The following is a 13,429-nucleotide window of genomic DNA, read 5'->3' on the forward strand; positions in this document are numbered from 1 at the left end:
CCGACGGATCCCCGTCCAATGACGACCCCTCTCACCGGACCGCCCCCGGGGCAGCCGGCGGCACTCCCGAGGCAGCCGACGAAGGCGAAACCGAAGTGCCCGTCAAGCGAGGCGGTGGCCCACGATGACGACGGCCTTCCCTCTGCTGGCCATCCTCCTGCCCTTCGTCGCAGCCTTCGCCGGCCTCCTGCTCTCACGCTGGCCCCACCACAGCCGCCGAACACCCGCCACCACGCCAGCCGCCACCACAACGACAACCGGCACGACGGCGGCGGCCCCCTCCGCGCAGGCCGGCAGCGGGGCAGACGGACGAGCCAACACCCGAGCCGCCTGGATCGCGATCCTCCCCACCGCAGCCGCGACCATCCTGGCCACCTGGCTGGCCTGGACCCCCGGCCTGTCCTATTTCACCGGCTCGCCCACCCCACCCACCGGCCAGACCTACGGCACGATCGTCACCGGCGCCGTCCCGATCTCGCTGACCCTCCAGGCCGACGCCCTGTCCAGCGTCCTCGGCGTCCTGGTGACCATGGTGGCTCTGGCCGTACAGGTCTACTCGGTCGGCTACCTCAAAACCGACCCCCGCTACCCCTCCTACAGCGCGTTCATCAGCCTGTTCACCAGCGCCATGCTGCTGGTCGTCTACGCGGGCGACCTCCTGGTCCTCTACGTGGGCTGGGAGATCATGGGCCTGTGCTCCTACCTCCTCATCGGCCACTGGTGGGAAGACCGGGGCAATTCGCGCGCCGCGGTGAAGGCGTTCCTCGTGACCCGCCTGGGCGATGTCGGCTTCCTGTTCGGCATCTTCGTCCTGGGCCTGGGCGCGGGCAGCTTCCGCATCGCCGACGTACTGGCGAAGGTGCCGGAGATGTCCACGGCCACGCTGGTGACGGCCACGATGCTGCTGCTGGCGGGAGTGGCGGGCAAGAGCGCGCAGGTGCCGCTGCACACCTGGCTCCCCGACGCGATGGCGGGCCCGACGCCGATCAGCGCGCTGATCCACGCCGCCACCATGGTCGCCGCCGGCATCTTCATCGTGGCCAGGCTCTTCCCCGCGTTCCTCGCCGCCCGTCCCACGCTCGACGTGCTGGCCGTCGTCGCCGCGCTCGGCATGCTCGGCGCCGCTCTGGCCGCGCTCGCCCAGGACGATCTGAAACGCGTTCTCGCCTACTCCACGGTCAGCCAGCTCGCGTACATGGCGGGCGGCCTGGCCGCCGGCTCCGACACCGCGGCGATCTTCCACCTGCTGACCCACGGCGCGTTCAAGGCGCTGCTGTTCCTGTGCGCGGGCGCGGTGATCCACCACGTCGGCTCCAACCTGATGAGCCGGATGGGCGGCCTGCGCCGCGAGCTGCCGGTCACGTTCGTGACGATGACGATCGGCTTCGCCGCCCTGGTGGGCCTCCCGCCGGCCAGCGGCTTCTTCAGCAAGGACGGCCTCCTGCTGGCCATGGACGACGCGCTGACCGGCGGCGGCGCGGCGAGCGGGGGAGGTCTGACCGACGCGGCCGCCCTCCTCCTGTACGGGTGCGCGCTCGCCACCGTGGCCGTGACCGGCGCCTACGCCGCCAGAGCCTGGCTGCGCACGTTCTTCGGCGAGGCGAAGGCCGTGGCGCTGCCCGAGCCCGAGCCCGGCACCGCTCACGTCGTGGACGTCAGGGAGGCCCCCAGGACGATGCTCGTGCCGCTCGTCGTCCTCGCCGTCCCCGCCCTGCTGCTGGGCTTCGCCGGCGAACCGCACCTGGACCTCGGCGTCGCGGCCATCAGTGTGGTGCTCGCGCTGCTGGGCGCCGGGGCGACGTACGCGTTCTGGCGCAGCGACCCCGTCGCCGACCCGGCCCGCCTGCTGGGCCCGCTGCGGGCGCCGTGCGAGCGGGCGTTCTACGTCGACTCCCTGTACGCCGCGCTGTTCGTCCGCCCGGTGCTGGCCCTGGCCAGGCTCGTCGTCAGGACGGACGACGTGGTCGTCGACGGGGCGGTACGCGGCTCGGGCAGATCGGCGCGCGGGCTGTCGGGCGTGCTGCGCCTGGCCCAGAACGGCAACGTCCAGCTCTACGTCAGCGGCGTCCTGGCCGGCGTCCTGTTGATCGCGGTGGGGGCGGTGGTGTTCACGTGACGAGCGGGACGCGACCCGGCACCACGGAGGAAGGGGTGCCCGCATGATGGCCTGGATCCCCGTGGCGCTCCTCGCCGTGCCGCTGGTGGGCGCGCTCCTGCTCCTCCTCGCCCCGCAGCTGCTCCGCCCCGTGCTCCGTACGTACGGGCTGATCCTCTCCGGCCTCACACTGGCGCTGAGCCTGCTGCTGGCCGCCACGTTCGACTACGGCCGGCCCGCAGACGTGCAGTTCGAGCTCGACCAGTCGTGGATCCCCGGCCTCGGGCTGCGGTTCCACCTCGGCGTCGACGGCATCTCACTGCCGCTGATCACCCTCACGGCCCTGCTGACGTTCCTCTGCTTCGTCTACCTGTGCTGGGGCAACGCACGAGCGTCCGGCCAGCTCCTGACCACCAAACCGGCCACGAAAGCCGAGCCGACCGCAGGAGCCGGACCGGCCGCGCAAACCGAACCGGCCACGGGAGCCAGACCAAGAGCGCTGATCTTCACCCTGCTCGTCCTCGAAGTAGGCATGATCGGCACCTTCCTGGCCTTCGACCTCCTCCTCTTCTTCGTCTTCTTCGAGATCGTCCTCATCCCGATGTACTTCCTGATCGGCATCTGGGGCGGCGACGGACGCAGGGCGGCCTCGATCAAGTTCATCCTCTACACGCTGCTCGGCTCGGTCGTCATGCTGCTCGGCCTGCTCCTGGTCTGGGCCCAGACCGGCACCCTCGACATCGTGACGCTGAGCGCGTCCCACGGCGCGGGAATGTCCAGGTCCATCCAGATCCTGGCGTTCGTGGCGATCGGCATCGGCCTGGCGGTGAAAACCCCCATGTGGCCGCTGCACACCTGGCTCCCCGACGCCCACACCGAGGCCCCCACCGTCGGATCGGTGCTGCTCGCGGGCGTGTTGCTGAAGATGGGCACGTACGGCTTCGCCAGGATCGCCATCCCCGTCCTGCCGGAGGGCGCGGCGGCGATGGCGCCGTGGCTGGGCGCGCTGGCCGTGGTCGGCATCGTGTACGGCGCCCTGGCCTGTCTCGCCCAGCGCGACCTGAAACGCATGATCGCCTACTCCTCCGTCGGGCACATGGGCTTCGTCCTGCTCGGCTTCGCCACGCTCACCCCCGTAGGCGTCAACGGCGCCCTCTTCGCCAACGTCGCCCACGGCCTGATCACCGGCCTGCTGTTCTTCCTGGCCGGAGCGATCAAAGAACGCCACCACACCGCCGACATGCCCACCCTGGGCGGCGGCCTGCTGGCGACGCTGCCGCGCCTGGGCGCTCTGCTCACGTTCGCGGCGATCGCGTCGCTCGGGCTGCCGGGCCTGGCCGGGTTCTGGGGAGAGATGCTGGCGCTGTACGGGGCGTTCCAGCCGGCCGCCGGGCTCCCGCGCGGGCTGTTCCTCACGTACATGGTGATCGGCGGGCTGGGCGCGGTCCTGACGGCGGCGTACTTCCTCGTCATGCTCTCCCGCCTCACCCACGGCCGCCCTCAGCCGCCAACTCCCACGAGCCCGTCCGGGACGAACGTCGTGGCCCCGCCCCCGGAAACCCCCGACGAACAACCCGCCGCCACGCCCGCGCGCACCACCACGACCACCCTCGAACGACCCCCCACCGACAGCGCCATCGAGGACATCGACAGACACGAACTCCTGGCCTGGACGCCTCTGGTGGTCCTGACCCTCCTGTTCGGCCTCTGGCCGGGCCTGCTGCTGTCGCTGACCACGCCGCCCGTCCAAGCCCTGCTGGGAGCCATCTCATGATCCAGCAGATCGACTACTTCGTGATCGCGCCACCGCTCGTGCTCGCCCTGGCGGCCGGCCTGGTGCTGCTGCTGGACGCGTTCCTGCCGGCCCGCCCGCGGACACGAACCGGTCTGGGTCTGGTCACGCTCGCGGGCGTCCTGCTCTCCCTGGGCTTCGTGGTCGCCCAGGCGGTCAGCGGCTCGCCGCGGTCGACGTTCTGCGTCCCGCCGAACCTGGCCGAGGGCCGGCAGCTGTGCTCGTACGTCACCGACGGATTCACCCTGATCTTCGCCGGCCTGATGCTCGTGGCCGCCGTGGTGATCGTCCTGCTGTCGATGACGGAGCTGGCAGGCGGCGCGATCCCCGTCGGCGAGTGGTACTTCCTGCTCCTGTGCACCCTCGTGGGCGCGGTCACCCTGCCCGCCTCCCGCGACCTGATCATGCTCGTGGTGGCGCTCGAACTGGTCTCGCTCCCGGTCTTCGCGCTCACCGCGCTGAAGCGCTACGACGGCCGCGCGTCCGAGGCCGCCGTGAAGCTCTTCGTCGTGTCGGTGGTCTCGACGGCGGTCATGCTGTTCGGCGTCTCCCTCCTGTACGGCATCTCGGGCACGGTCTACCTGTCGCGCCTGGCGGCGGTCTTCAGCGGCCAGGCCCCGACGCCAGGCCTGCTGCCCGCAGGAGGCCAGGAGTTGCCCGCCGTCGTCACGGTCGGCGTGGTCCTCGTCGTCGCCGGCTTCGCCTTCAAGATCGCCGCGGTGCCGTTCCACTCGTGGGCGGCCGACGTCTACCAGGGCGCCCCCGTTCCAGTGGCGGCGTTGCTCTCGGTCATCTCGAAGGCGGCCGGTTTCGCCGGACTGATCCTCATTTTGGTCACCGGCCTGGCCGGGCAGGCCGCCACGTGGGCCCCCATCGTCGCGATCGTGGCCGCGCTGACCATGACCGCGGGCAACCTCCTCGCCATGCGCCAGCGCTCGGCCGTACGCCTGCTGGCCTGGTCCTCGGTGGCGCAGTCGGGTTACATCCTGGCCCCGTTGGCGCTGGCGACGACGTCCGGCCCCGAACCCGGTCAAACCGTGGGAGCGGTCAGCGCGTCCATCGCCTACCTGGTCATCTACGCCGCCATGAACCTCGGCGCGTTCACCGTCGTCATGCTCGTCTCCCGATGGTCCGCCCGCAACGAGCTCGACGACTACCGCGGCCTGGCGTTCGGCCGCCCGGCCGCGGGCATCGCGCTCGCGTTCTGCCTGATCTGCCTGGCCGGTCTGCCGCCGGGGCTGGCGGGCCTGTTCGCCAAGGTCTTCGTCTTCCGCGAGATCGTCGGTGGCGGGTACGGCTGGCTGGCCGTGGTCATGGCCGTCAACACGGTGATCGGTCTCTACTACTACGCCATTTGGACGGCCCGCCTCTTCGCCCCCGCCACGTCCCCCGTCCCGCGGCGCGCCACGAGCACGTGGCTGGCCATGGCCATGGGCCTGGCCGTGGCCGCCGCCGTCCTCTTCTCGATCGCCCCCCAGCTCGTCCTGGACCTGACCACCTTGTCCTCCTCCGGGTAGGTAGGTCCCGCCCCGATCAAGCACCGGGGCTGTGGACAAGTCGCGCTCCGCCCTCGGCTGAGCACAACGGGGAACGAAGAACCGGGTCATCGTCGTTGGACGTATGGACCCGAACCATGAAGGGGGGAACCTTGCACCACAACGGTCTGCGCACCGCCGTTCTGCTCGGCGGGCTGTCGGCGCTGATTGTCGCGGTGGGCGCGTGGTTGGGCGGCGGCACCGGCGCGCAGTTCGCGTTCGTTCTCGCCCTGGTGAGCAACGGTGTCGCCTACTTCTTCTCCGACCGCATCGCCCTGTCGGCCATGCGTGCCAGGCCGGTCAGCGAGGTCGAACAGCCCACCCTCTACCGCATCGTCCGCGAGCTCTCCACGGAGGCCCGCCAGCCGATGCCGCGCCTCTACATCTCGCCGACGGTGCAGCCGAACGCGTTCGCGACCGGCCGAAGCCCCCGCCGAGCTGCGGTGTGCGTCACGTACGGACTGACGAAACTGCTCGACGAGGCCGAGCTGCGCGGCGTGATCGGCCACGAGCTGTCCCACGTCTACAACCGCGACATCCTCATCTCCTCCGTCGCCGGCGCGCTGGCCACGATGATCACCTGGCTCAGCTACGTGGCCGTCTTCTTCGGCGGCTCCGACGACGACGAGGGCCCCGGCTTCGTGGGCGCCCTGCTGATGATGCTGCTCGGCCCCGTGGCGGCCACCATGGTGCAGATGGCCATCACCCGCACGAGAGAGTTCCAGGCCGACGAATCGGGCGCCAGGCTCACGGGTGACCCGCTCGCGCTGGCCTCCGCCCTCCGCAAGATCGAGATGGGCGCCCGCCGCCTCCCGCTCCCGGAGAACAGCCGCCTGACCTCGGCCGCCCACATGATGATCGCCAACCCGTTCAGCGGCTCCGGCCTCGCCCGCCTCTTCTCCACCCACCCGCCCACCTCGGAGCGAGTCGCCCGCTTGGAGCGCATGGCCGGCTACCGCCGCTGATCGCCACCGTCGTCGGCCGCCGCGACCCTTTGCAAAATCACCGGCAGATCCTCCGGATGAACGACCTCCTCGGTGGCTTCCAGCTCCGCGACACTCCACCACCGATACCCGATCGTCGTATCCTTCTCGATCTGCTCCATATGCTCGAACGACACGGCCTCCGCCCCACCATTCACCCGAATCGCGAAGAAGACCTGATCCTGGGTGAAGGCGTACTCACTCCACTCGAACTCGATCAGCGCCTCGGCATGCGGCCCGCTGAACTCCTCCACGGAGGCCCGAATCCCGACCTCCTCATACAGTTCCCGCGCCGCGGCCTCCTGAGGCGTCTCATCACCTTCCACGGCGCCCCCGATCGTGAACCAGAACCGCCGTTCCGGCTGGGCCGGATCAAGACCGTGCAGCAGCAGCACGCGGTCGTGTTCGTCAACGGGCAGCACACGTGCCGTGAACCGGCGCAGAGGGATCTTCGTCACGTTTGCCGAGCATACGATCGAAAGCCACCCAAAATCAGCATTACGGCCCCACGAACATCACCCGACGCATGAGAGAGAACGGCAGCCCCGGGACACAGGGGAGGTAGAGAGAAGAAGCCCGCCACACATCTACACCGATAGATACCGACATATACCGACGAAGCCCTCTTCACTCCCCGTGCCCCGGATGCGCTCTCCGCGACGCTCGTGCTAGTTCGGAGCGGTACAGCATGCCCAGGTCGGCTAGCGGTAGTTCACGAACTGGAGGGCGATGTCCAGGTCCTTGCCCTTCAACAGCGTGATGACGTCCTGCAGATCGTCCTTCTTCTTGGAGCTCACCCGAAGCTCCTCGCCCTGAATCTGAGCCTTGACCCCTTTCGGCCCCTCATCGCGGATCATCTTGGAGATCTTCTTCGCATGCTCCTGATCGATCCCCTCCTTCAGGGCGACCGCCATGCGGTATTCCTTCCCCGAAAGCTTGGGCTCGCCCGCATCGAGCGTCTTAAGCGAAAGACCCCGCTTGACCACCTTGTCCTTGAACACGTCGAGCGCGGCGTTAGCCCGCTCCTCACTGTTCGCCTTGATCTCGATGTTGTTCTGCCCGGACCACTCGATACTCGCCCCGGTGCCCTTGAAGTCGAACCGGTGCCCGAGCTCCTTGACCGTCTGGTTGAGAGCGTTGTCGACCTCCTGGCGGTCGATCTTGCTGACGATGTCGAACGATGAATCGGCCAAAGCACACATCCTCTCAGCTGCGATGAATTCAGGCCCAGCCCCGAAACGCTCCGGACCCAGCGAACGAGCCTAGCCAGCATCGCCCTCCAGTGCAGGCCCCCAACCCACCCCACACCCTCCCCGCCTCCGTTTCACCCCGTTTTGCCCCACCCTCAACTCCCCTTCACACCCACGACACCCCCGCCCGCACACCCCTCCTGGCCACCCCACCAAAAGAACGCGACGCCACCCGCACCCGCACAGCACCTGCCGGCGCATACCCACCTCCGCCGACACACCCACCCCCCTCACCCGCCAACACGCCCGCAGCCCTCTCACCAACCAATCGAACCCCCTGCTCCGGACCCTCACGACCGGCTCCCGGCCTACCGGAACATGGAGACCAGCCTCGGCCCCCAAGCGGATCACCTCATGGGACAAAGGCCGCGAGAGAACGCTCCACCCCCTCCCTCCTCAAGACACGAAGCGATCTGGATCCCGGCTCGGGACAAACCGGTGTCACGTGCACCTCCGAAGTCCGCTATTCTTCTGTCTGTCGCCGCGAGAGCGGATGGCACGGCAGGTTGCCCGAGTGGCCAAAGGGAGCGGTCTGTAAAACCGTCGGCTCAGCCTACGCAAGTTCGAACCTTGCACCTGCCACACCAGCGGGGAGAGGCCCGTCACCAGCGGAAACGCGGTGACGGGCCTCTCGCTTTGTGTCCGGCTGTCCACGGGTGACACCGGCGCTCTACGGTTGATCGTTCCCTATACGTTCCCTAGCGATCATGGTTGGGGGAGCGCAGCGCCTGGGATGTGTCTGCGGCGACACTGGCTCCCGCAACGTGCGCGTCTACCGTCAGAAGGAGCGTCACAGAGCCCTCAGGAAAGGACTCAAGCACCTTGGGACGGCAACGCAGCTACTCCGACAGCACTCTCGCCGCCCTCTACGCGCTGGCGCAGGGCACGTGCTACTGGCCCGACCCTCCATGCGATCAACCAATCGTGAAGATGATCGATGGAATTCCGGAACTCAACGTAGAGAAGGCCCACATCTACGCGGCCAATCCGGGCGGGCCTCGGGAGCATGAAGACCTTAGCCCGGAAGAGCTGGATGACTTCCCTAACATCATCTTGCTCTGCCGCCCGCATCACCGAAGGATCGACGGGCGTAGACAAGACCTGTACCCGCCGCAGGTGCTGCAGGAATGGAAGCGCCGGCGGGAGGGTTCGGGCCTGATGGTTCTGGAAGGTCTGGGGAGGCTTACGGAGGAGCGGCTGCACGAGATCTTCGTTGAGGCCAACGAGATGCTCGCTGGCCGAATGCAGCTCGCGATGGACGAGTTCGCCGCATTCGATGCAGAAGCAGCAGCGCTTCTGCGCGCCCTCATCGACGAACTGGCAGAAGCGCGGCTGAACGCGGTAGGCCTCGATCCTGACCTGATCACCATGCTGAGCAGTTCCTCTGATCGCCTCGTGAGCCTAGGAGACTATGCCCCAATGCTCGCGCAGGCGAGTCTCGCTCTTCAGCATCTTCCCGACGTGCTACCTGGCCTCGTAGACGCGGCGACGAAGCTTCACAACTCGGCCGATCTCGTCAACCAGCTATATGCAGTAGTAGACGACCTCCCTGATGAGGACACCGTGGCAGCGCTCGCGAAGGCGGCGTCCTTCCTGCAGAGCCTTCCCGATACCGTCTCGCATCTGCAAACCGTTGTGAACGAGCTGCGATGGGTCCAAGGCAACATGTAGTCCTGTGGCCAACCGAGATCTGCGTGCCTCGGGTCGCGTAGGCCCTGTTGCGCTGCTGCATGCTGTCAGCGCCTGAACTCACGATGAGGCCACGCCCATCGAAGGACCCGACCTTCCTACAGTTCTGCGTCTGTATGTGGGGGCCTGTGGTCACCGTCAGAGGCCGGAGTTACGGTGAAGTTATGAATAAGGATGGCTTGACGCGGTTAACTGTGTCGCTGATGGTGTCCGGCGGCGTGGCCGCCGTTGATGCTGTGCAGCCGACCGGCGCTCACGCTGCCGTCCTGCATGCGGTTCGTTTGCCCGGTGGTGAGGAACTCACAGGCTCCTTCGGAGCGGAGGTGCGTGCTGTACCGGACCCGAGCGTAGGGTTGCGCGTCATCGGACTTACACAGGCATTGTGGGGTGCAGTAGGCCGAGGTTGGCTGGAGCCGCGCCGCGTGTGCGGACGGGCGCTGCTCGTGCTGTCGGATGCCGCTGTGCAAGATCTTGCGGCTGACCTTAGCCAGCTTGATGGGGCACAATGCACGGCGGTGCGTCAGGCGGGTGATGCCTGGGCAGCGGACTCCACGTCCCATGGCACCGGCCGGCAGATCACCCTGGAGGATGCGATTGCGGAGGTCGTCTGCAATTCGGACGTAGATACGGGCGTCCTTCGCCTTGCTCATCGCGCTCCCTCGCCGAGGCACAGTCTCTCTAGGGTAGGGCGGGGGACATGACCCCTGGCGAAGCTTCGCGGACCATGTCTCCCCTTGGTCTTTCCCTACACACGGCGAAGGGACGCCGTACGGGACCAGCTTGTTCATGCTGGTGGACGGGGGTCGATTTTGTCGGACGCGCCGCATAATCCGCAGAACCCTGCATGCCGACGTTCAACCCCACACCCCCTCGCTGGTCATCGCGGACGTGGCCAGCTCGCACTATGCCGCGCAACGCCGCAGATTGGATCAGCTTCCGCGCTCGAAGAGGAGTTGTGGGTCGCCGCGGTGCCGCTTCATGCAGCGGGGTTCCCCGGAAGCGCCCGGTCACGCCGCTTAGGGCTGGCGGCGATCCGAGCCCGCGCCTTCCGCTTGTGCTCGTCCTCGTGAAGGACGAGCAACGCCTGCCAGACCGGCCGTGCATGCCGGTACAGCCCCCTGGCCGTCTCCTCGTACTGGCCTGTAGGGGTCCGCCGGAGGATGAGGAACTGCCCGCCTTGGCAGGCCCACTCGTAGGCGCCGCAACATGAGGTCTCCGTGATCCGGATGCGGTCCTTCGGAGGGCGCCGGTACGGCTCCCACTCAGGTACGGGCTCGTCAGGAGGCTGGGTCATGCTCCGGTTCCCCCGCGCCGTACTTCCTCAGGTACCGGTGGACCTTGCGACGGCTCCGCTGCCAGGTGCACTTGTAGGCGAGCTGCAGGGGCGAGTCAGCGACCAACTCCGGCAGGACGCCATAGGCGACTTCGCCGGCCGTCAGCTTGGGCAGCGGCCTTGCACGCCAGAGGCCCTCGGCGTCACGCCAGACGTAGAAGCGCCTGAACGCACCGCGCAGATCAAGATCACATGCCTGCTCAAGCGTCGACGTCATGCCAGCCGCCCCTGCAGTCGACAAGCCGCATGGACGTGTGGGTACCCTGCACGGTTCTCGACGTTGTTGATCAGAGTCGACTGCCAGGCCAGGGCTGTCGCGAGAGCAATCGCGTCCTCACAGAGGACGATGCGCATAACCCCTTCTGTCACCAACTCAACTGTCAGAGACCGACGCGGCACGGCGGTCCACCACAGCCTCTCCGTGGAATCGCGCTCAAGGGTGATGTCCCAAGCCGGATAGGTGCCGTGTAGTACGGCGAGCTGTCGGTCCCGCAATTCCTGTATGAGCGCCGCCAGCGCGGAGGCTTGGCGAACGCTCTGAGCCGTGGCACGCAAGAGCTCGTCGAGCCCGAATCTGGTGTCGGCGTCTAGGTGATTCGTGTCCCAGTACACGAATCCATCACAACGCTCAGTAACGAAGCGTAGACAGATGCGGTTGGGGGACACTGGGGGCGGCGACCGTGTCCCCCAACTCGGTGGTGAGGTGCGACGGCATGCTGGAACAGCCCAGAACTCCCCGGTGGGCCGAACGCATTCGCGATGAGCGACGTCAGCGTGGCTGGTCACAGAAGCAACTGGCCAGGCATCTGTTCCAGGCGGCAGGCGAGGAGATCGCCTTGCCTGAGTTCGAGTCGGTGGTCCGCAGGATCAAGGATCACGAGGCGGGCAACAGCCGCCCGAAGGACCCCTACCCCTTGCTGTACTGCCGCGTGTTCGGCATGGACGAGGCCGTTCTCTTCGACCGTGACGGCGAGCTGGTGGGGACGCTCCCGATGAGCGGCGACCTGATCGAGCACACGGCCTGGATCGAACAAACCAACGTCGGCGACAGCACCATCGCCATGATCGACGAGACCCGCTACCACCTGACGCAGCGTCACACCCAGACCGCGCCCGCGCCGCTGCTCGCCGATGTGCTGCGCCTGCACCGGCGAGTGCTGGGGCTCCTGCGAGGTGGCAAGCAGCGGCTCCACCAGACGCGCGAGCTGTTCCGGATCGACGCCGAACTCCTCGCCCACGCCTGCATCCTGCTGGGCGACCTGTACGACGACGAATCGGCCATCATCCACGGCAGGGCAGCCCTCCTGTCAGCTCAAGAGGCTGGCGCGTGCGAGGCGGCGGCGTTGAGTGCCCAAGCCAAGACCGAGCGGTGGCGATGCCGATACACGGTCTCTGCCGACGCGGCCAGACGCGGCTACGAATGCAGCCCGCCCACGCCCCTGCGGGTACTCCTGGCCAGTCAGGAGGCGAACGCCGCAAGCCTGCTCGGCGACTTCGACCGAGCCCGAGAAGCCCTTCACCGAGCGGACGAGGCAGCCGCTTCCGTGGCCGGCGACTCCGGCGTGACGCCCTGGTCGTGCCCAGCGCCAAGGCGGGCACTGTACGCCCTGTCGGTGGCGCTCCAGGCAAGCGACCATACTGCGGCGCTACGTGCGGCAGCGGCGGCCGACGACGCATGGGCCCACGGCGCTCCCTGGGTAGCCGGCACCTGGGCACAAGTCCGCTTCGCCGCCGGCATCGCGTACGTGATGATGGAGGACCTGGACGCCGCCGCCGAACAGGTGACACCCGCCCTGTCCCTGCCCCCGGAACACCGGCTGTCCACGATCACCAACTACCTGGTGCGGATGGATGCACGATTGGCCGCCCCACGGTTCCGCGGCTCGGATATGGTGACCACGCTGCGCGAGCAGATCAAGACGTTCAACTCCGCTCGGGCTCTGCCCGCCCCTGTCGAGGAGGATGCGTGAGCCCGCTACCGACGCGGATGGCGAACCGCTGGGAGAAGCGACGAGCGCTCATGCTGCCGCCAGGTCAGGGCCAGCTCTACTGGCACGTTCTCCTGGGTGAGGACCCTGAAGCACGGGCCATCGTCCAAGAGGCTCACGACCGCCTCGCTGGCCTGCCCGGCCTCGATCTGGTGCCACAGAAGTTCATCCACCTCACCACGTTGGTCGCCGGCTACTCGCATGAGATCACGGGCCATCAGGTGAATGTGATGGCGGAGGAGGCAACGGCTCAACTCGCCCGAGTCGCACCCATCACCGTCACGCTAGGGCGCGTGCTCTACCACCCTGAGGCGGTGGTCCTGGAGGCACGCCCGGCGAACCGTCTTCGCCCACTGCTCGAAGCGGCGAAGTTCGCCACGCGGGCGGCCACCGGCCGTGATGGTGCTCTAGCTCATACAGCGTGGGTACCGCACGTCACTGTGGCGTACAGCAGTGCTGATGGTCCGGCGGCTCCCATCATTACTGCGCTCGGCAAGCAACTCCCCGAGCGCGACGTAACTATTCGTAGCATCCACATCGTCAACCAGGACGGCCCGGAGACGGTTTGGGACTGGCGTGCAGTGGCACAAGTGCGGCTCGGGACCTCGTGAGGCGTCGGCGCCACTGCGCGACTGTTGACGGCTCTGCTCCTTCACCACATGATCTGCCGACCAACTCACCGAGGCCGCGAAAGCATCGTCAGGTGCTGCCTAGTACGGCAGCCGCCATTTGCTGTGTGAGCTGGGATGACGCCGTGCTGGTCG

The 13,429-nt window shown here is 67.7% G+C and carries 12 protein-coding genes and 1 tRNA gene; 8 read left to right on the forward strand and 5 right to left on the reverse strand.

The genetic code is table 11. The features are described from left to right. Positions 1–124 precede the first annotated feature (124 nt). The 4 genes from ABFX54_RS01665 to htpX all read left to right on the forward strand — a co-directional run bounded on the left by ABFX54_RS01665 (position 125) and on the right by htpX (position 6,387). Entirely contained in the window at positions 125–2,116 is a 1,992-nt protein-coding gene (locus ABFX54_RS01665; protein ID WP_346101050.1) for an NADH-quinone oxidoreductase subunit 5 family protein, read from the forward strand. A gap of 46 nt (positions 2,117–2,162) precedes the next feature. Then, positions 2,163–3,869, forward strand: coding sequence for a complex I subunit 4 family protein (locus ABFX54_RS01670; RefSeq protein ID WP_428834479.1), 1,707 nt, complete (start codon positions 2,163–2,165; stop codon positions 3,867–3,869). Then, positions 3,866–5,404, forward strand: coding sequence for an NADH-quinone oxidoreductase subunit N (locus ABFX54_RS01675; protein ID WP_346101052.1), 1,539 nt, complete (start codon positions 3,866–3,868; stop codon positions 5,402–5,404). The genes ABFX54_RS01670 and ABFX54_RS01675 overlap by 4 nt, the downstream gene beginning before the upstream one ends. 131 nt (positions 5,405–5,535) lie before the next feature. Further along, positions 5,536–6,387 (forward strand): zinc metalloprotease HtpX, encoded by an 852-nt coding sequence (htpX, locus tag ABFX54_RS01680; RefSeq protein ID WP_346101073.1) that lies wholly within the window; start codon positions 5,536–5,538, stop codon positions 6,385–6,387. Here the strand turns inward: htpX and ABFX54_RS01685 are convergent. Continuing rightward, the gene (locus tag ABFX54_RS01685) at positions 6,375–6,863 is read right to left on the reverse strand and encodes an NUDIX hydrolase (RefSeq protein ID WP_346101053.1); all 489 of its coding nucleotides are present in this window, start codon (positions 6,861–6,863) and stop codon (positions 6,375–6,377) included. The two genes, htpX and ABFX54_RS01685, sit on opposite strands and share 13 nt — an antisense overlap. A gap of 243 nt (positions 6,864–7,106) precedes the next feature. Next, positions 7,107–7,598 carry a YajQ family cyclic di-GMP-binding protein gene (locus tag ABFX54_RS01690; RefSeq protein ID WP_346101054.1) on the reverse strand — a complete coding sequence of 164 codons (492 nt, stop codon included), beginning with the start codon at positions 7,596–7,598 and terminating at the stop codon, positions 7,107–7,109. Between the two features lie 557 nt (positions 7,599–8,155). On the opposite strand from ABFX54_RS01690, the gene ABFX54_RS01695 reads away from it, so the two are divergent. Both ABFX54_RS01695 and ABFX54_RS01700 read left to right on the forward strand, forming a co-directional pair. Beyond that, a tRNA-Tyr gene (locus ABFX54_RS01695) sits at positions 8,156–8,237 on the forward strand. Between the two features lie 342 nt (positions 8,238–8,579). Then, on the forward strand, positions 8,580–9,326 hold the full coding sequence (locus ABFX54_RS01700) for a hypothetical protein (protein WP_346101055.1): 747 nt from the start codon (positions 8,580–8,582) through the stop codon (positions 9,324–9,326). A gap of 206 nt (positions 9,327–9,532) precedes the next feature. On the opposite strand, the gene ABFX54_RS01705 is transcribed toward ABFX54_RS01700, so the two are convergent. The 3 genes from ABFX54_RS01705 to ABFX54_RS01715 all read right to left on the reverse strand — a co-directional run bounded on the left by ABFX54_RS01705 (position 9,533) and on the right by ABFX54_RS01715 (position 11,289). Then, positions 9,533–9,994 carry a hypothetical protein gene (locus ABFX54_RS01705; RefSeq protein WP_346101056.1) on the reverse strand — a complete coding sequence of 154 codons (462 nt, stop codon included), beginning with the start codon at positions 9,992–9,994 and terminating at the stop codon, positions 9,533–9,535. A gap of 627 nt (positions 9,995–10,621) precedes the next feature. Further along, positions 10,622–10,894, reverse strand: a complete 273-nt coding sequence (locus tag ABFX54_RS01710; protein WP_346101057.1) for a hypothetical protein — start codon at positions 10,892–10,894, stop codon at positions 10,622–10,624. Further along, positions 10,891–11,289: a hypothetical protein gene (locus ABFX54_RS01715; RefSeq protein ID WP_346101058.1), complete on the reverse strand. Its 399-nt coding sequence runs from the start codon at positions 11,287–11,289 to the stop codon at positions 10,891–10,893. The genes ABFX54_RS01710 and ABFX54_RS01715 overlap by 4 nt, the downstream gene beginning before the upstream one ends. Positions 11,290–11,390: 101 nt before the next feature. Between ABFX54_RS01715 and ABFX54_RS01720 the strand changes: the two genes are divergently transcribed. Then, positions 11,391–12,647, forward strand: coding sequence for a helix-turn-helix domain-containing protein (locus ABFX54_RS01720; RefSeq protein ID WP_346101059.1), 1,257 nt, complete (start codon positions 11,391–11,393; stop codon positions 12,645–12,647). Beyond that, positions 12,644–13,276: a 2'-5' RNA ligase family protein gene (locus ABFX54_RS01725; RefSeq protein ID WP_346101060.1), complete on the forward strand. Its 633-nt coding sequence runs from the start codon at positions 12,644–12,646 to the stop codon at positions 13,274–13,276. Before ABFX54_RS01720 ends, ABFX54_RS01725 begins: the two co-directional genes overlap by 4 nt. The last annotated feature ends 153 nt before the right edge of the window (positions 13,277–13,429 follow it).

It is taken from the genome of Nonomuraea maheshkhaliensis (genome assembly GCF_039529435.1).
Taxonomy (GTDB): domain Bacteria; phylum Actinomycetota; class Actinomycetes; order Streptosporangiales; family Streptosporangiaceae; genus Nonomuraea; species Nonomuraea maheshkhaliensis.

Bases quoted from the DNA above. Each gene is read 5' to 3' on its own strand.
- ABFX54_RS01675 (WP_346101052.1), top strand. From the start codon at position 3,866: ATGATCCAGCAGATCGACTACTTCGTGATCGCGCCACCGCTCGTGCTC.
- ABFX54_RS01670 (WP_428834479.1), top strand. From the start codon at position 2,163: ATGGCCTGGATCCCCGTGGCGCTCCTCGCCGTGCCGCTGGTGGGCGCG.
- ABFX54_RS01665 (WP_346101050.1), top strand. From the start codon at position 125: ATGACGACGGCCTTCCCTCTGCTGGCCATCCTCCTGCCCTTCGTCGCA.
- ABFX54_RS01710 (WP_346101057.1), bottom strand. From the start codon at position 10,894: ATGACGTCGACGCTTGAGCAGGCATGTGATCTTGATCTGCGCGGTGCG.
- ABFX54_RS01705 (WP_346101056.1), bottom strand. From the start codon at position 9,994: ATGAGCAAGGCGAAGGACGCCCGTATCTACGTCCGAATTGCAGACGAC.
- ABFX54_RS01720 (WP_346101059.1), top strand. From the start codon at position 11,391: ATGCTGGAACAGCCCAGAACTCCCCGGTGGGCCGAACGCATTCGCGAT.